Here is an 18541-nt window from a genome sequence, read left to right as displayed (position 1 = left end):
CCTTTAACCTACAATACTATTTCTAGAGATGCCATCACCGAGCCTCCCAAAGAGTCCCTCAAACCATGCCCAAGCCAAAAAAGACCCCCGCCAAAACCTACACTGAAATCAACCTCAGCGATCCTCAATATTACTTCAACCGAGAACAAAGCTGGCTAGAATTCAACAACCGGGTGCTCCACGAAGCCCTCGACCCCCGCACGCCCCTCCTAGAAAGACTTAAATTTCTAGCTATTTTTAGCTCCAACCTAGACGAATATTTTATGGTGCGCGTGGGCGCCCTCAAACAACAAGTACACGCAAAAGTCAGCAAATTGACCTCCGACGGCAGCACGCCTCAACAACAGCTAGATGCCATTAACAAGCGGCTTTTGCCGATGGTTACTCAGCAGCACTCGTATTTTGAGCAAACCCTGCGGCCGAAACTAGCAGCAAGCGAAATCTACATTCTCGACTACATTGACCTCAATCAAGAACAGCGCAATTACTTGCACCGCTACTTCAAAGAACAAGTATTTCCCGTACTCACTCCCCTAGCAGTTGACCCCAGCCACCCATTCCCCTACCTTTCCAATCTCAGCCTCAATTTAGCAGTAGTAGTCAGAGACCCCGACACGCGCGAAGAATTATTTGCCCGCGTCAAAGTACCGCAGGTTTTGCCGAGGTTTTTGCCGCTGCCGGGGGATTTGCAGTGGCAGCAGAGGGGCAAATCTCCTGTTTGGACTGGCGTGCCCCTAGAACAGGTGATTGCCCACAATTTAGAAGCTTTGTTTCCGGGTATGGACGTAGAGGAATATCACCCGTTCCGCATTACTCGCAATTCCGATTTGACGGTGGAGGAAGATGAGGCAGAGGATTTGCTGCTGGCAATAGAACAGGAACTCCGCAAGCGCCGGTTTGGAGGTTCTGCGGTGCGGATGGAAATTCAAGCGATTATGCCGCCTGCGCTGCGAGATATGCTGATGGAGGAGCTGGATCTCGGCGAGCAAGATGTTTACGTCGTAGAGGGGCTGCTAGGCCTCAAGGATTTGATGTCTTTTGTGGGGTTGCCGGTGCCGGAACTGAAAGACCCGCCTTGGACTCCGGTTGTGCCGCCGCGCTTGCGGAACTCGGAATCGGCAAGGATTTTAGACAAATCGAGCTTGGATACTGAAGATGGCGAGGATATTTTCACGACCATCCGGCAGGGGGATTTGATGTTGCACCATCCCTATCACTCGTTTGCGGCGACGGTACAGCGGTTTATTACTGAGGCGGCGCACGATCGCTCCGTGTTAGCGATTAAGATGACTTTATACCGCACTTCAGGAGATTCGCCGATCGTCAGCGCCTTAATTCAAGCAGCGGAAAACGGCAAGCAGGTAGCCGTTTTAGTAGAGCTCAAAGCTAGGTTTGACGAAGAAAATAATATTAATTGGGCTCGCAAGTTAGAACAAGCTGGAGTCCACGTAGTTTACGGTTTGGTGGGACTCAAAACCCACACCAAAATTGTGATGGTAGTGCGTCGCGAGGACGGGTACATCCGCCGCTACGTCCACATCGGCACCGGTAATTACAATCCTAAAACAGCCGGACTGTATACCGATGTGGGTTTGTTGAGTTGTCGCGAGGATTTGGGATCGGATTTGGCGGATTTGTTTAATTATTTGACTGGTTATTCCCGGCAGGTATCTTATCGCAAATTATTGGTGGCACCTGTCAATATGCGCGATCGGTTTTTAGCTTTAATCCGCCGCGAGGCAGAATTTTGCCGCTTGCAGACCGAAGGCGGCAGCGGTAGCTGTGGCCGCATTGTCGCTAAAATGAACGCTTTAGTTGACCCTCAAATCATTGTTGCTTTGTACGAAGCTTCGCAAGCGGGAGTTAAAATTGATTTGATTATTCGGGGGATTTGCTGTTTGCGTCCCGGCGTTGAAGGTGTTAGCGAAAATATCCGAGTTATCAGTATTATCGGCCGCTTTTTAGAGCATTCTCGGATGTTTTATTTTTACAACGGTGGCGACGAAGAGGTGTATATTGGTTCTGCCGACTGGATGCAGCGCAATCTCACCAGACGGGTTGAGGCGATCGTTCAGGTGGAAGATCCGACAATTGCCATGGAATTGCAAGAAATTTTGGGTGTAATGCTGGCTGACAACCGCCAAGCTTGGGATTTACAGTCGGGAGGACACTACTCTCAGCGGCGGCCGCCTGCTAATTGCCCGGAAGTGAGTTCTCAGCAAATTTTGATGGATATGGTGATGAATTAGTCAGAAGTTCAGTTGTCAGTTGTCAAATTTGCAGTTAGCAGTGGCCGGTTCTTGTTAGCTATTAAGCTGTACTGCATTTAATTTTTACTTTTTGGGCGGGCTCTCCGGCTCACCCCACAAGATTTTTACCAACATAACTATAGCAATCCTTCCAGGATTTGTGGGATGGGCTTCTAGCCCGTCCCTCCCTGTTGTGGGATGGGCTTCTAGCCCGTCCCGACTAGAAACCCAAACCACGTTTATAACTGACGAAAGGATTGCTATGTGCAAAATAAATGCGCGACAGCTTAGCCGACCACTGACAACTAATGACTAATGACTGCTGACTACTTAACTGTTAAAAGTGCGCTTGAATTCTTCTAAGAGATCGTCAATTTCTTCAATCGCCTGACTCACATCTATTCTCAGGGCTCCCAAGTCCGATCGATCTAACAGCCGCACGAGGGATTCCCGCTTGCTCTCGATCTGTGCAACGCGCTCTTTGATTGTTTGTGCATCCATGGTTTTTTGCCTTTGCTACTATTAACAAAAATATTTGACATTCCCCCCTGCGAACAGACGGGGATTCTTAATTCACCGACATACCTTTATGGGCAAATCCTTCACTGTTTTTATATGGGAAGTGATGAACCTGCTCAGGGTTTTTGGGTCTGTGTTATAGTTTGATTGTACATCAAAACTTCCCCCCAACTTCAGCCAAATTTTAGCGCAAAAAAGGCGGACGTTTGGTATCTGCGGGTTTATTTTTCATCATTCCAGCTAAAAATCGCTTCAGGGCCTTCTCCCGGTTTTTCATAAAAGCAGCCCAAAATCCCGGTTGATATTCATCCATCGTCTTGGCTAGGGCCCAGACATCGATCGCTAAGATATTATAAAGCCTTTCATCTTCGCGTTTGAGCGAGTTAATCTGCTCCAGAACCGCCTTGTTTGCTCCAGCAGTTTGTTTGTCTTCGTCTTTAATCATGTCCGAAAAATGGTTGAAAGGGCAAGAGTGTCGATCGCGATCGCCACTCTGTATACTTTGATGATACTGCCGATCTCGATTGCCTTCTGGAACCAACGCCGCGCAATTAACACGGATATTTACCGATGGCGTGCCCGGGCGAGTCCGGCAGGATAAGCTTCTGAACCTAGAGACAAGACTGTGGATGCACACCGCTCCCGCGCTCATAGATGCTAGCAGTTTTTGCAGGTCTTTTGGCAAAAAAACTAAATTTATTCAAGACTTTTTGACAGATAATAATTAAAGTATATTGTTGATTCCAGCTAACTACCTCACTAATATGTTACGCAAAATTTCTTTAGCAAACCTAGCCTTAGTTGTTGGCGGTATTATAGCAGCAGTCGGGTTTGGAGCCTACTTCACAGACAGACCTACCCTGAACCTAGCCGGTTTTTTTTATGGAATTCCGCTGTTGCTGGGAGGTTTGGCCCTGAAAGCGGCTGAACTCGAACCGGTGGAGTTCACCGAACCGACTTCTCCCGAAGTTCTTCTCCTGCGAGAAAGTCAAGCCACAGATACTCAAAACCAAGTCCGCAAAGATGTCACCCGATTTCGCTACGGCCAACCGGCGCACTTAGATGATGCTTTGGAGCGCTTGGGCCTGGCCCCGACAGACGAGGAACGGCCCCTCCTGCAAGGGTTGCGGGAAGTTGATGTTGATGGTGCTTATGGGTTAATTCTAGAGTTTTATTCGCCGCTAATGCCGATCGACTTATGGGAAGAAAAGCAAGACAAAATAGCTACTTTTTTTGGGCCAGGTTTGCGCGCACAAGTGAGTGAAAAGGCTGGTGACAAAATTGAATTGGCTCTCATTAAAAATACTCAAGCTTAAAGTAGTCTTGAGTTTTGAGTGCGTGAATTTTGAACTCATCAATTAAACATTAATCCTGCATCAGCTTAGATACTGATTTTAGCGGCAGCTTGAAACCTGTCGCTATCAAAAAAAACTCAATCTGCAATTGGGCGATCGCGCCAATTAGATTTTCCTTAATTACAATAATAGTTGAGAACCGATCGGCAATCTTAAATCAGGAGAAGCACAAATGGTTTCGTCCCAGAGTAGGATAGGTATTATCGGCGCAGGAACATCAGGAGCTTATCTAGCAATTCTGCTGATTCAACAAGGGTTTCAAGTGGACTTGTTTGAAAAAGCACCCCATCCGCGCACCGATGGCTGTGGTATCCTGATCGTACAAGCAGGTATGCAAGCACTTCATCAAGGCAACCCTGAAATCACCGAAAAAATTATCAACTCAGGCGATCCGGTTAAATTATTCGAGTTTCGCAATCTCCGCGGCGGTGTCATCAATTCCGAACCCGTCACCTACGAAGAAAATGAACTCCCAGGAATGCTGGTACACCGCAAAGCTATTCTAGAAGCACTCTTCGACAAGTTACCCCCTGAGTGTATTCATTTTAATGCAGAATTAGCATCGATCGCCCAAACCGAGCACAGTGCGATCGCCCACTTTAAAGATGGCCGTAAATGGGAAGGCGATCTTTTAATTGGTGCTGATGGAATCGTCTCAAAAGTTCGTCAATATATAGTTCCAGGCGTTGAACTATTCTATTTAGGCGATATCGTCTGGCGAGGAATTTTCGAAGATCGCAGCTTCTGTCCCGAAGGAAACTTTTTTGTTTATGTACGCGGTAGGGGAATTTATGCCAACTTCTTTCACATTGGTGGAGGTCGCACTCATTGGGGTTTCTTTATTGAAAAAGAGCGCACTGAATCCGAAATAGGGAAACTACAACCTAATAATATTACCATTCCTCCCCAAGAACTCGCCAAACTTCCAGATGATGCGCGAAATGTGATTGAGTCAACCCCTGTGGAAAATATTGTCTGTCGTTTTTCCTATGACATTGACCCTCTACCAAAAATCTATGATGGTCGTGTTATCTTAATTGGAGATGCGGCCCACGCGAAAAGTTCCACACGCGCTAGAGGTATGACTTCCGGTTGGGAAGATGGTCTGTGTTTAGCACAACATCTCAGAGATAGTGCTAACATTGCCGAAGCACTGGAAAATTTTCAATCCGAAAGATTACCTATTGTCCATGAATATCAACGCACTAGCCGCGAAATGAGTCTAAAAATAGGTCGTCGTTAGCCCAATTAAAAATCATCAATATACCCAGATACCCGACTTTTTGAAGAAATCGGGTATTTCAGAAAAAAGCATTTTACTCGATCGCATTTTGTAAAGAAACTGGAGGCAAATCAATGAGTAACGATCTGGTGATTCATCAAGATAATCTCACCCCTCTAAACCCTCCTGATTTAGAGAAAGTTCCTTAAATTTTCACGCGTCATCTTGGCACTTGGCAAGGTGAGTATATTAAGACCGATACTCGCGGACATTTTTCTCGCAGCTTCTTCGGTAATTTTACCATCTCGATTGAGGGCAAGTCCCTACAGACAAGTTAACAATTATGAATATTCAGATGGTTCTAGCCTCCAGTTAAATTTTGAAGGTGAATTTGAAAATCGGATTCTGAAATTGTATTCTACCAGTTACTCCGATTTTTCGGCGCTCGTGTGGGATGCAGGACAGGAAGTTATTTGCTTTCGGGCCAATAAAACTCAAGATAACGCACTGATTACTTTTGTAGAAACAATGACATTACTAAGCGAAAATCAGCGAGTTCGTAGCACTCAAGTCTTTAACAATGGGATTTTTGATGGTATCTCCTTTATTGAGGAAATACGTTTGTAGTCGAAGCAACAACTGCATCTTCTTCTTTCTTTTCCTTCGCGGTTCATTTAATCTTACTCGATAAGCGATTGGAATAAAAAAAACAGGTTAATTAATATTGACAAACAAACGGGAACGAGTAATAAAACGCTCTCCCTCCGGCCCTTCCAGGGAAAAATCGCTGCCTCCGGGCCCGGATGCTACGTCTATAATTAACTGCGTGTGCTGCCAATATTTGTATTGCTGCGCTGCAATATAAAAGGGACAACCCCCTATTTCGCCCAGCAATACATCACCCTCACCGATTATCAATTCGCCGTTGGGAAAGCACATCGGGGAACTACCGTCGCAGCAGCCGCCGGATTGGTGAAACATCAATTCTCCGTGTTGAGTTTTGAGATAGTTGATTAATTTTAAAGCGGATTCTGTTGCGGTAACTTTTGCAGTTTCCATTGCAGTCTGTTTGTGTAGCAATTTTATTGGGTTTATGAATGAGGTTTTTTTTATGAACCGCAGAGGGCGCAGAGGACGCAGAGAAAGAGAGGAAAGAGAGAAAGAATAAGTTGACGAATCCTTGAAGTTTGTCTTTCTTCTTTCTTCCTTCCCAATGACTAAAACCTTAGAAAAAACCTAAAGCTTTGGGGCTGTAGCTGATTAACAAATTCTTAGTTTGCTGGTAGTGATCTAACATCATTTTGTGATTTTCACGGCCGATACCGGATGATTTGTAGCCGCCGAATGCTGCGTGAGCCGGATAGAGGTGATAGCAGTTTGTCCACACGCGGCCGGCTTGAACGGCGCGACCCATGCGGTAGGCGGTGTTGATGTCGCGAGTCCAAACTCCTGCACCTAAACCGTAGAGAGTATCGTTGGCAATTTCTAATGCTTCGGCTTCGTCTTTGAAGGTGGTGACTGCTAATACTGGGCCGAAGATTTCTTCTTGGAAAATTCGCATTTTGTTGTTTCCTTTGAAGACTGTCGGCTGGAAGTAATAGCCGTCTTGCAAGTCGCCGGATAAGATGTTTCTTTCGCCACCAATTAGACATTCTGCGCCTTCGGCGTGACCGATTTTGACGTATTCGGCGATTTTTTCCATCTGGTTGACGGAGACTTGGGCGCCGAGGGCGGTTGTCGGATCTAAGGGGTTGTCTTGTTTGATTTGACGGATGCGCTCGATCGCCCTTTCCATAAATCGATCGTAGATTGACTCCTGAATTAAGGCGCGGGAGGGACAGGTGCACACTTCGCCTTGATTGAATGCAAACATGACTAATCCTTCGACTGCTTTGTCGAGGAATTCATCATCTTGGGCGCAGATATCTTCAAAGAAAATGTTGGGGGATTTACCGCCTAATTCTAAGGTGACGGGGATGACATTTTGGGAGGCGTATTGCATGATTAGCCTGCCCGTGGTGGTTTCGCCGGTGAAGGCGACTTTGGCAATCCGAGGACTGGTGGCTAGGGTTTTGCCGATTTCGGCGCCGGGCCCGTTAATGACGTTGATAACGCCGTCTGGTACTAAGTCGGCGATGATTTCCATCAGTACCAAGATTGAGGCGGGGGTGGGGCCTGCTGGTTTGAGGACGACGCAGTTTCCGGCGGCGAGGGCTGGGGCGAGTTTCCAGGCCGCCATTAATATCGGGAAGTTCCAGGGTATGATTTGTCCGATGACGCCTAGGGGTTCGTGGAAGTGGTAGGCGACTGTTGTTCCGTCGAGTTCGCCGATCGACCCTTCTTGAGCTCGGATGCAGCTTGCGAAGTAGCGGAAATGGTCGATCGCCAGCGGTATGTCTGCGAATGTGGTTTCGCGAATTGGTTTGCCATTGTCCCAGGTTTCGGCGATGGCGAGGCGATCGAGGTTTTCTTCTATGCGATCGGCTATTTTGTGTAAAACCCGCGCCCTATCGGCTGGGGAAGTCTTACCCCACTTGTCTTTCGCGGCGTGGGCGGCATCCAGTGCCAATTCTACATCCTCCGCGCTCGATCGGGGAACTTGACAAATTGATTTTCCTGTAATTGGAGAAAGGTTTTCCGAGTATTTCCCTTTCACCGGTGGCACCCACTGGCCGCCGATAAAGTTGTCGTAGCGAGTTTGAAAAATCGACTGACTGCCGGATTGAACAGGTGCTGCTACTACCATTTTATTACCTGATTAAAATTTGTTTTTACGGACTATCGAAAGCAATCTGTTGAATATTAATTCTCGTCTATTATCTGGCACTTTTGTCCTTTAATATACAAAATTTTACATTTTTCAAATATTTGAAATCAAAGTTGTTTCTAGGTTTCGGAGTCTGCCGGGTAGTTAATAAGATTTTTTTATAAACCGCCGAGTACGCCGAGTACGCAGAGGAAGAGAATAACGAGAGGATAAAAAGATAGTTTTACAAATTATTTAAATCTGCTAACATATAGATATAAACTTAGCAATTTATCAAAAGTACCAATCAAATGCCTGCCTTAAATACCGTTGTTTTTTCTTCCGATATTGAGCCTGGGTCAAAGCATTTAGACTCTGCTAAAATCCGGTGGTTTCAACGCCGCCTGAAAGCTTGGGGCCGGCAGAATTTCCGTGATTTTCCTTGGCGGCGCACCTGCGACCCCTACGCGATTTTGGTGGCGGAGTTGTTGCTGCAAAAGACTACTGCCGCTACAGTGGCTCCGATTTATCAAGAATTTGTCGATCGATATCCGACTCTCTCGGATTTAGCGGCCGCGCCTGCTGCGGAAGTTGCTAGTTTGTTGCAGCCTTTGGGTCTTTTTTTTCGGGCGCAAAAGCTGCGGGAATCGGTGCTGGTTATCTTAGAAAATTATCAGGGAAATGTTCCCCGCACGGAAGCTCAGTTGCTGGAACTTCCCGGAGTTGGCAAGTACATTGCGCGATCGGTTTGCGCTAATGCTTTCGGACAGCCAAAAGCGGTGCTCGATACGAATGTTGCTCGGATTTTGCAGCGTTTTTTTGGGATTGACGGCGGTAAGGTAAAATCGCGATCGCCCGAACTTTGGGAAGCAGCAGAACGAGTCGCTCCCAAACAGCAAGTCGGGCCCTGGAATTTAGGACTGCTGGACTTTGGGGCGGCAGTTTGCACTGCAAAAAAACCCCGCTGCGGCGAGTGTCCGCTGCAACAGCAGTGCGAGTACAAAATTAGCAGCGAACTCAATTCTAGGCTCATTGCCGAACTAAATTGACAAATTTTGTGCAGTCATTATAGGGGCGGTTCCAAATAATTTATGACTCAAACCAACAATCTAACCCCCCCCCCCACCACTGTAAATACTATTAATTAACTGTGCCACAGCGGAAGTTATATCCGAAATTTAGTACCTTTACCAGGTTGCTACAAACACTTTAATTCTCCTTTTGGTGGTTCTACAATTATCTGATATTTGAGAGTAATTCTTGACGAGATGGCTGGTTCTGCTAACCAACAAGGAAGCAGAAAGTGGCGCTGTGACATATTTGCTAATTGCCATGTCGTTATCACCCACCTCAATATAAATCCCCTGAGCATCGACCACCTCAGTGCCAATCCAAATCACCAGCTTAACTTTGATTGATTGCAACTTTTACAACTGTTGACCAGACTTTTCTAAAACATCGATCGCGTGAGTGATGATATTCAGAAAAGCTTGATTTATCCGATCGGCATACCGCTTAATCTGTGGCAAATTGCCGAATTGTTTCATCAGCTTGATGCCTAGCCGTCCCTCGCAAATGGTCACCTTTTTTAAATTTGCACCCAGAAAGTCAAACCTTCGCAGCGTTTTATTGCTAAAATTGAAAAAATAGTAAATAAGTGCATTCATCATTATCAAGGTGACGATTTTGCATAATATTTATTAGCACCATAAGCAATCAGGGTTAAAACACTCAATGTCTGCTCAAGGGTTTTATCGTCGTTCACTCCCCGATTCTGCTATTGCCTTTTCCTCCGTAGAGGGAAGGCAAATTTTTCGAGAAGCCTTGGCATTGGGAGGTATGGAAGGATATTTTGCTCTAGCGGAACAGTTTCATACTCAAGCAGAACCCGCTTTTTGTGGATTGGGTAGTTTAGTTGTTGTTCTTAATGCCTTATCCATCGATCCGGGTCGCATTTGGAAAGGGGTGTGGAGATGGTATGAAGAGGAATTTTTAGACTGTTGCTTACCTCTTTCAGTCATTAAAGAAAACGGTATCACCTTTGATGAGTTTGTCTGTATCGCACGTTGCAACGGTGGTGTTGTAAAACCTAACCGTTACCACCAAAGCAGCTTGGAAAACTTTCGGCAAGCAGTTGAGGAGGTGACTGCGGCGTCAGGTGATATTCATCTAGTTGTTTCCTACAGCCGAAAGGTATTGGGACAAACGGGTGATGGTCACTTCTCACCAATTGGTGGCTATCATCCACAGCGGGATCTAGTTCTTCTGCTGGATGTTGCCCGTTTCAAATATCCACCTCACTGGGTTTCTCTGCCTTTGTTATGGCAAGCATTTGAACCTGTCGATCCTGTCACTAATCAATGTCGAGGTTATATTTCATTGCAGAAGAGTGAAAGGTTGCCAGAAACCTTCTTTCATGTTGCTTGTGATTTACATCAGTGGCGTAGTGTTGCTACTTACTTTACAGAAATACTCCCAGACATTCTGAGAAAAGAGCAACCTGATTCAATTGCTTCATTTGTCAGTATCATTCTGCACTATTTGCCTGTTGAGTTCACAACTATGGTGAATACCTCCTCAGAGACGGCAGAGACACTTGAGAAATTACGGGCAGCTATTCAGTTAAATTCACTGTTTGATATTGTTCACCAATGCTTGTCAAGCGATGACTCGGATGCAATGTCTGTTGTACGCAAGTGGCGATCGCACCAGCCATTCGTAGCAGAGATAATAACAGCAATATTACTCTCCTGTCCCGAAACGCTCTATGCAACTCTCAAATCCGAGTTACGACTCTGGTTTAGTGAGGTTCGCAACCTTGAGAAACTACTCCCTCCCTTGGATGTAGAGATATCTAGATTGAGAGAACAAATGTCAGCACTCCAGGAGTTTTACACTTTATATTCAAAGGGACATCAGTGCAATATCCCTCTGAGTTAGCACCTACCTCCTTTTGAACTCCCCAAACCTCGCCTAACTACAAAAGTGAAAATTAAATAGCAAGATTTAATAATCTGATGCTGGTGGCGGTTGTGGATGAAGATTCGCCGCAGCGAAATATTAGGGTTGTGACTGATGCGAGTGAGGAATGGACGACGGAAAAGGTGGAAGTAGTGGTAAAAAAAATGTAGGGCGAACATCTGGTTGGCTGCCGGTTTTTGCCTAAATTCTATTTGATTGACTGTTGACTGAGGTAATCAGCACACATCTGTTTATCCTCTTCTGTCACTTTCGGGTTTGTTCTGAGATAATCGTCGATCCAATTGCAACCTAATGCCATTAGTTTATCGAAATCCCAAACCCACAGTTTGATGGTGTTGTCACTGCTTGCAGAAGCCAAAGTTTTGCCATCGGGACTAAAGGCGACGCTCCAGACCAAACCTTGATGCCCGGTGAGGGTAGCGAGGGGTTTTTGGCTTTGCAGGTGCCACAGTTTGATGGTGTTGTCACTGCTTGCAGAAGCCAATGTCTTACCATCTGGACTAAAGGCGACGCTCAAGACCTCATTGCTATGCCCGGTGAGGGTAGCGATGGGTTTTTGGCTTTCCAGATTCCACAGTTTGATCGTCTTGTCGTCACTTGTAGAAGCCAAATTCAAGCCATCTGGACTAAAGGCGATGCTATAGACCGGATTGCTATGCCCGGTGAGGGTAGCGATGGGTTTTTGGCTTTCCAGATTCCACAGTTTGATGGTGTTGTCGTCACTTGTAGAAGCCAATGTCTTGCCATCTGGACTAAAGGCGACGCTATAGACCGGATTGCTATGCCCGGTGAGGGTAGCGATGGGTTTTTGGCTTTCCAGATGCCACAGTTTGATGGTTTTGTCAAAGCTTGCAGAAGCCAATGTCTTGCCATCTGGACTCAAAGCGACGCTATAGACCGAATTGCTATGCCCGGTGAGGGTAGCGATGGGTTTTTGGGTTTGCAGGTGCCACAGTTTGATGGTTTTGTCACTACTTGCAGAAGCCAATGTCTTGCCATCTCGACTAAAGGCGACGCTATAGACCGGATTGCTATGCCCGGTGAGGGTAGCGGTGGGTTTTTGGCTTTCCAGATGCCACAGTTTGATGGTGTTGTCACGGCTTGCAGAAGCCAATGTCTTGCCATCTGGACTCAAGGCGACGCTATTTACCTCATTGATATGCCCGGTGAGGGTAGCGATGGGTTTTTGGGTTTGCAGGTGCCACAGTTTGATGGTGTTGTCACTGCTTGCAGAAGCCAATGTCTTGCCATCTCGACTAAAGGCGACGCTCAAGACCTCATTGCTATGCCCGGTGAGGGTAGCGATGGATTTTTGGCTTTCCAGGTGCCACAGTTTGATGGTGTTGTCACGGCTTGCAGAAGCCAATGTCTTGCCATCTAGACTAAAGGCGACGCTCCACACCGGATTGCTATGCCCGGTGTGGGTAGCGATGGGTTTTTGGCTTTCCAGGTGCCACAGTTTAATCGTCTTATCGCTGCTTGCAGAAGCCAATGTCTTGCCATCTGGACTAAAGGCGACGCTATTAACAGAATTGCTATGCCCGGCGAGGGTAGCGATGGGTTTTTGGCTTTCCAGGTGCCACAGTTTGATGGTGTTGTCACTGCTTGCAGAAGCCAATGTCTTGCCATCTGGACTCAAGGCGATACTCCAGACAGAATTGCTATGCCCGGTGAGGGTAGCGATGGGTTTTTGGCTTTCTAGGTGCCACAGTTTGATGGTGTTGTCACTGCTTGCAGAAGCCAATGTCTTGCCATCTGGACTAAAGGCGACGCTATTAACAGAATTGCTATGCCCGGTGAGGGTAGCGATGGGTTTTTGGCTTTCCAGGTGCCACAGTTTGATGGTGTTATCACTGCTTGCAGAAGCCAATGTCTTGCCATCTGGACTCAAGGCGACGCTATTTACAGAATTGCTATGCCCTTCCAAATGATTGCGCTCTTTTACTGCGGACACTGCTTGTTGCAGCACAGCTATCACTCGTCCTCTAATATGTTTTGTCGTCTCGGATGAAGAATCTAGCTGTTTGAATGCTTGCCCTGCCTTTAATGCTTCCAACAGTGCTTGGAATGTCTGTCCTGAACGAAATGATTCATTAGAAAAAGCAGTTTCCTGGATGACATTTGCTAAATTCTGAGCTTGAGTGACTTTATAGGTGGCCAATTGCTCTGCTTTAATTAGCGTCTGATTCGCTTGAGTCAAAATTTTATTCGCTTGTCTCTGTGCTTCTAACTCTCGTTCAACTTCCCGTTGTTGGACTTCCCGACTGGCATTTAAAAACTGATAATCCAAATCGCTCAAACTTTTATCTGCTGCCCAAGTTTGAGCATCGTGCAAGGCTTGACCCCGCAACAGTCGCGATTCATCTTGGCAATCAGACTCTATCCAAGCTTTAAAACTTTCGCTGTAAGGGCGGAGTTCGGCTAATTGTTTTTCCACCCAATCCAGGTTAAAAACCGATTGATAAATTGGGTTATAAACTTTAAGTTTGCCAGACTGCTTAACCACCAACCCAGTTAATCGCAGTTCCATTTGTTCTGGAGTATCATCAGTCGCTATTTCATTGTGCTGCAAAATTTGCTGATAGAGTCCCAATAACCTACTGGCACGCTGTTCGCTGCGTAAAATGCGTCCTCTAATCGTTTTTAAATGTTCTGGTTCATCCTGTGCTTCCCAATTATCAATCACCTTTTCTTGGACTAAACTTTCTACCCACTCAGTGGGATTTGGAATGGGTGTATAATTTGCACTACCGAGCATTAGTTTACAAACCTTTTGTGTTAAAAATGGCTGTCCGCCCGTCCAATATAATACTGCTTCTAACACAGATTGAGAATTTTCGGCTTGAGTTTCTAACCCCACTGCCAAAGGTTTGGCTTCTGCTAATTGAAACCCCGTTAACTCTATCCCTCGACCAATATTAAACGGAGTGCGTCGCTTGTCTTGAATTAAATCTGAGGGAGTAGCTACCCCTAACATCGTAAATGTTAATCGACGATAGTCTGGTTTATCAGCTCGATTATTATAGCAATCACGAATTACAGCAAAAAAGTCTTCTATTTTAAAATTTAAGCTGAGTAAACTGTCCGATTCATCGACAAAAATTACTATATTTTTTGAAATTATTTTGAGTAATACTTCTTCAAAAAATTTACTGAATCGTTTAACATTCGATAGTAAGCTGTTCTGCTCCCACCATTCATCTAAATCAAAAACGTCATACAAATCTAATCGGCTGACGATGCTATCAATCACGCCTGCATACCACTCTTCTGGCGTAATGTCTGAGGTGCCAATTTCTGTGATATCAATGCTACTACAGGCAATTCCCTCTGCTTGTAACCGCTGCATTGTCCGCACTCGCAGGGATGATTTTCCCATTTGTCGGGAATTAAGAACATAGCAAAATTCTCCAGCTTTTAAAGCTTGATAAAGTTCTTCATCCGCCTTTCTAGTGACATAAGTTGGGGCGTTTGCAGGCAGGCTACCCCCAACTTGATATTGATAATCCTTCATAGGTCATTGTTAATTTATAGGTGGAAAATCAGAGAATCAAGGAATCAATTTGTACAGCCGTACAGGTTCAGTAATTCCCTTTAACTGTTGCATACCTAAGTCAATCACATTTAAAGGAGAGTGGGTTTTAACGACTTGATAAACTGTTTCAGAAATACAGATTCCTCCTGGCTCTGCTTTCCCTTCTAAACGAGCCGCTAAATTTACACCAGCCCCCCTGATATCATTATTAAGAAAGAAGATTTCCCCCAAGTGAATACCAATCCGGTGTTGCAGGACATGACTCGCAGGTAAGGTTGTAGCAGCTTCGGCGAGACTTCGCTGTATTTCTAGCGCACAGGCTACTGCTTTTACGGCACTTTCTGGAAAGAAAATTAATAAACCATCGCCCATTTCTTTAAGGACTTTGCCTTGATGTTTAGCGCAGATATCTCGGATGATGTTGAAATCTCGATTCACTAATTCTAGTGTCAGCTTTTGGTTGGCAACTGATAAAGCGGTGGAATTAACTACATCGGAAAAAATAATAGCTGCTAAATTACTCTCTACGTGCAAGCTTGATTGGTTATTAGTTTGTTGGACAGCATTCATATTGGGTTGCGGAGAGGCTAGGCGATGGCTAAAATATTCACGATACAAACCGCACAATGGCAGGACAGCGTTTCCCTGAAATTTGATCAACCCCATGCTTCGCAATTTAAAAGCCTCTCCGGTATTAATTTCTACAGGTTGTTCGCTGTTAATTACTTGTCTAATTGTTGCTGCTAGTTCTGCATCTTGTTCCAAGTTAACTAAATGCCGTCGTAAATGATCGTAGTAAGGGCCTTCTTCAGTAGGAGCGACTTTTAGCAAGCTATCTAAGCTAATTCTCCCTCTGGCAATTTGGTAGAGAGCAACTCGAACTAAATAAGGATGACCGCCCACCATTTCCATCAGGTCACAAATCTCTTGATTTGACCAATTTAATCGGTGTCGATTCACTAAATCTGTTACCTGTCTCTGATTGAGTTCAGGTAATTCTATGGGCAATCCCACGTTAAATGGCGACTGATTAATATTGAGAGGAATATAAACTTCTTGAGAGTGAGAAATGACCAACCTCAGCTTTTTCCAAATTTCCTCATTTTTTCCCCGTTCGTGCCAAGCTCGTAATAATCCAAAGAAGTCGGTGGCTATTTCGGAATGCTCAAAAATGCGATCGACTTCATCTAACCCTAAAACAACAGGCCGATCGCTGTTAGATAGTAGATAGCGTTGGAAATACTTCGTGCTTTTATTTTTACTGCCGAGAACGCCTTTCCAATATTCTCCTAACCTATCTTCTAAATTTAATTCATTGGTAATCTCACCACAAAACCACTGCAACAACTCATCAAGATTGGTGAGAAAACTGCCATCAGCCCATTGAAAGTTTAAATAAGCCGTTTGATAACCCTGTTCCTTGGCGTTGTATAAAATTCGCTGCAATAAGGAAGTTTTTCCCATTTGTCGGGGGGCTTTGATTCGGATTAAAGCTCCGGCCTTAACAATAGTTTGGTAGCAGTCAGATTCAATGGGATGCCGATCGATATATAGGGGTGAATCTAAACTAACAGAACCTTCTGGGTTGTCTAAGTTGGAACTCGAAACGGGAGATACGGCGCTAGATCGCGGATTTTCCACCACAGGCGACGACTCCTCAACGATATCGCTAACAGAAGCATCGCCCGATCGCCCTGCTGCATCCAACTCAGAAAAATCCGACTTTTTCTTTAATACCGGAGTCAGCTCTTCTGGAATACCAGCCATGCTGATGCTAACGCAACCCAATTTATAGGCAAATTCGATCGACTCCCCCGCCGCCAACGTATCGTAAAAACCTACTGCAAATTCTCGTGCGGCGCTATCTCCCACCGCTTGCTTCATCCCGATCACATAGGGAATGTGACGTGCGATCGCAGCCGCTTGCACTTCTGAATAGCAAGCGTTGAGTATTACGCACTCCACGTACTCATTAAACGCCTCAAATAAAGCTGCCAAAGCTTTGGTATTTACCAGCTTAATTTGTCCCGCCTCATCTTCCAAGGCTAAACCGCCTTCTCCTGCACCATGCCCAGAGAAATGCACAATCTCTGGTTTATAATCTAATATGGCTCGCTGCATTTCTCTGGGTGTCACCGCCCACTGTTGCTCAAGTTGGAACTTGTCGGCTTTTTTAGAGCGTTGCAACCCCTCTGCAACTTCCTTCGCCTCTTTCTGTAAGTCCACAGGGGTGGTATTTTTGGGGTTGGCTGCCAAAAACAGGATAATTTTTTTATTTCTAGGCGAAATACTCATTAATGGAACCTTTAGGAGAGGAGATACAGGAGCTTAACGACACTACCTCAGTCAGGGCGAGATATTTCTTGCCTTTATACGATATTTAACCACAAACATCTTTATTTTTGTTGAGCAGTAAACTGGCAGAAACGATCGCCCTGAGTCAAGCATAACCAATCGAAAAGGCGATCGCTACCTGACGGGGTGACAACCCCGCCGAAAGCATTATCTGTAGAGCTTTTGGAGCTTTTTTGGTAAAAAAAGATGGGGTCGTAATTGTGAAAAATCCCCATCTATTAAATATGCTTCCTTCATTTTACCAAATCTACCTACAACAACAGCTAAAAGTCACCGAATATCTGACTTTAAAGATTTTGGTATATCTACTTGCTTGCCATAAACAAGTAAGCCTGGAATTGCTAGCTTCTTTGATGCCTTATCCGATTCAATTTGAAAGCCGCAGGCGCAGCCTACAACGATTTCTCAAATTGGATTGCCTCCAAATAGAACGCCTGTGGTTCCCTATCGTTCAAGAAATATTGAAGCAGAAATTTAAAAATCATAAATGGTTAAAACTCGCTATCGATCGCACACAATGGCGCGACAAAAACCTTTTTGTAATTAGTCTGATTTGGGACAAGCGAGCTATCCCCTTATACTGGCAACTCTTGGATAAGAGAGGAAGCAGTAATATTGCCGAGCAGCAAACTCTAATCACACCGATTTTAGAGCTTTTAAAGGATTACAAAATTATCATTTTAGGATACCGAGAATTTGGCAGCGTCAAACTAGGGAGCTGGCTGTGTGAGCAAGACGTGAAGTTCGTTTTTAGGGTGAAACAGGAACGGTATATTCAGCAAGAATTTGCCGAATATACTCATTTGTCCGAGCTGGGATTGTTACCCGGAAGTCGCTTTTTTTTCACGGGTGTTAAAGTCACTAAACAAACAGGATTTGGCTTGTTTAATGTAGCTGGTTATTGGCGTCGTAAATATCAGGGCAAGGTGGAGGATGAAGGTTGGTATCTTCTCACTAACTTAGAAACCCATAATACAGCAATTTCTGCTTTCAAAAGTCGTATGGGTATAGAAGCCATGTTCAAAGATTGTAAGAGAGGTGGTTACAACGAGCGAGAAGAGTTATGCTAATAATGAACGGTTACAAAAATTAATTCTCCTCATTGCTCTCGCTTACAGTTCTGCTATCCTGCAAGGTCAAAAAATCAAGCACCAGGAAATTCAAAAGTATGTTAGTCGCCTCACAGAACCTCAACGTTCCCAGCGCCGACACAGTAGCTTTTGGATTGGGCTATATGGTCAATCTTGGGTAGTTGGAATGGAGTTTTGTCAAGATATTATTGCAGAATTAATGAGGATGAGGCGAAATAAGCTACCCTTTTTTCAGAGGGGTCTGAGGGCTAGGTCCTTGATTTTATCAAGCTTTTGACTCTTGTTGTCACCCCGTCAGGATCGCTACTCTCAACTAATCTTTTTAGCTACGTATTCAACAAGTGCGATCGCCTTCCCCTTTTGCAGTCCTATTTCATAAATATCGAGATTCTTTATAGTTTTATTCTCATTCCAGATCCAGGATGTTTTGATGATTATTATTGCCTAAATTAGTACATAAAATCTTCTATACTTCCGCATTTATCTA

Annotated in this window: 15 protein-coding genes; 7 read left to right on the top strand and 8 right to left on the bottom strand. The window is 45.0% G+C overall.

Annotated features, from left to right (window positions below; translation table 11 throughout):
- Positions 1-65 precede the first annotated feature (65 nt).
- Entirely contained in the window at positions 66-2249 is a 2184-nt protein-coding gene (gene ppk1, locus QUA23_RS04280) for a polyphosphate kinase 1 (RefSeq protein ID WP_333074152.1), read from the top strand.
- A 330-nt stretch (positions 2250-2579) separates the two neighbouring features.
- Here the strand turns inward: ppk1 and QUA23_RS04275 are convergent, their stop codons facing one another.
- Together QUA23_RS04275 and QUA23_RS04270 are read right to left on the bottom strand one after the other, a co-directional pair.
- The gene (locus tag QUA23_RS04275) at positions 2580-2750 is read right to left on the bottom strand and encodes a hypothetical protein (RefSeq protein ID WP_333046052.1); all 171 of its coding nucleotides are present in this window, start codon (positions 2748-2750) and stop codon (positions 2580-2582) included.
- A 202-nt stretch (positions 2751-2952) separates the two neighbouring features.
- Positions 2953-3453, bottom strand: coding sequence for a hypothetical protein (locus QUA23_RS04270; RefSeq protein ID WP_333093762.1), 501 nt, complete (start codon positions 3451-3453; stop codon positions 2953-2955).
- 79 nt (positions 3454-3532) lie between these two features.
- Here QUA23_RS04270 and QUA23_RS04265 point away from each other — a divergent pair, with 79 nt between their 5' ends.
- The 3 genes from QUA23_RS04265 to QUA23_RS04255 all read left to right on the top strand — a co-directional run bounded on the left by QUA23_RS04265 (position 3533) and on the right by QUA23_RS04255 (position 5972).
- Positions 3533-4084 carry a DUF2854 domain-containing protein gene (locus QUA23_RS04265; protein ID WP_333074153.1) on the top strand — a complete coding sequence of 184 codons (552 nt, stop codon included), beginning with the start codon at positions 3533-3535 and terminating at the stop codon, positions 4082-4084.
- A gap of 211 nt (positions 4085-4295) precedes the next feature.
- Complete coding sequence (locus tag QUA23_RS04260) at positions 4296-5366, top strand: FAD-dependent monooxygenase (RefSeq protein ID WP_333074155.1); 1071 nt, start codon at positions 4296-4298, stop codon at positions 5364-5366.
- A gap of 219 nt (positions 5367-5585) precedes the next feature.
- Entirely contained in the window at positions 5586-5972 is a 387-nt protein-coding gene (locus QUA23_RS04255) for a hypothetical protein (RefSeq protein WP_333074156.1), read from the top strand.
- 87 nt (positions 5973-6059) lie between these two features.
- Here QUA23_RS04255 and QUA23_RS04250 read toward each other — a convergent pair whose 3' ends face one another.
- Together QUA23_RS04250 and exaC are read right to left on the bottom strand one after the other, a co-directional pair.
- Positions 6060-6404 carry a DUF779 domain-containing protein gene (locus QUA23_RS04250; RefSeq protein WP_333074159.1) on the bottom strand — a complete coding sequence of 115 codons (345 nt, stop codon included), beginning with the start codon at positions 6402-6404 and terminating at the stop codon, positions 6060-6062.
- A gap of 166 nt (positions 6405-6570) precedes the next feature.
- Complete coding sequence (gene exaC / locus QUA23_RS04245) at positions 6571-8091, bottom strand: acetaldehyde dehydrogenase ExaC (protein ID WP_333074161.1); 1521 nt, start codon at positions 8089-8091, stop codon at positions 6571-6573.
- 311 nt (positions 8092-8402) lie between these two features.
- Between exaC and QUA23_RS04240 the strand changes: the two genes are divergently transcribed.
- Complete coding sequence (locus QUA23_RS04240; protein WP_333074162.1) at positions 8403-9140, top strand: A/G-specific adenine glycosylase; 738 nt, start codon at positions 8403-8405, stop codon at positions 9138-9140.
- Positions 9141-9278: 138 nt separating this feature from the next.
- Here QUA23_RS04240 and QUA23_RS04235 read toward each other — a convergent pair whose 3' ends face one another.
- The gene (locus tag QUA23_RS04235) at positions 9279-9515 is read right to left on the bottom strand and encodes a hypothetical protein (RefSeq protein WP_333074164.1); all 237 of its coding nucleotides are present in this window, start codon (positions 9513-9515) and stop codon (positions 9279-9281) included.
- Between the two features lie 3 nt (positions 9516-9518).
- On the bottom strand, positions 9519-9761 hold the full coding sequence (locus QUA23_RS04230) for a hypothetical protein (RefSeq protein ID WP_333074167.1): 243 nt from the start codon (positions 9759-9761) through the stop codon (positions 9519-9521).
- Positions 9762-9825: 64 nt separating this feature from the next.
- Here QUA23_RS04230 and QUA23_RS04225 point away from each other — a divergent pair, with 64 nt between their 5' ends.
- The gene (locus QUA23_RS04225) at positions 9826-11031 is read left to right on the top strand and encodes a phytochelatin synthase family protein (RefSeq protein ID WP_333074168.1); all 1206 of its coding nucleotides are present in this window, start codon (positions 9826-9828) and stop codon (positions 11029-11031) included.
- Between the two features lie 229 nt (positions 11032-11260).
- Here QUA23_RS04225 and QUA23_RS04220 read toward each other — a convergent pair whose 3' ends face one another.
- The gene (locus QUA23_RS04220) at positions 11261-14587 is read right to left on the bottom strand and encodes a WD40 domain-containing protein (protein WP_333110299.1); all 3327 of its coding nucleotides are present in this window, start codon (positions 14585-14587) and stop codon (positions 11261-11263) included.
- Between the two features lie 36 nt (positions 14588-14623).
- Positions 14624-16903 carry an AAA-like domain-containing protein gene (locus QUA23_RS04215; protein ID WP_333074171.1) on the bottom strand — a complete coding sequence of 760 codons (2280 nt, stop codon included), beginning with the start codon at positions 16901-16903 and terminating at the stop codon, positions 14624-14626.
- 233 nt (positions 16904-17136) lie between these two features.
- Here QUA23_RS04215 and QUA23_RS04210 point away from each other — a divergent pair, with 233 nt between their 5' ends.
- On the top strand, positions 17137-18033 hold the full coding sequence (locus QUA23_RS04210) for an IS4 family transposase (RefSeq protein WP_333074173.1): 897 nt from the start codon (positions 17137-17139) through the stop codon (positions 18031-18033).
- Positions 18034-18541: the final 508 nt, after the last annotated feature.

The organism is Microcoleus sp. Pol1C5 (assembly GCF_036701115.1).
Classification (GTDB): Bacteria; Cyanobacteriota; Cyanobacteriia; order Cyanobacteriales; family Microcoleaceae; genus Microcoleus.
This window is presented reverse-complemented; position numbering and strand designations above follow the sequence as displayed.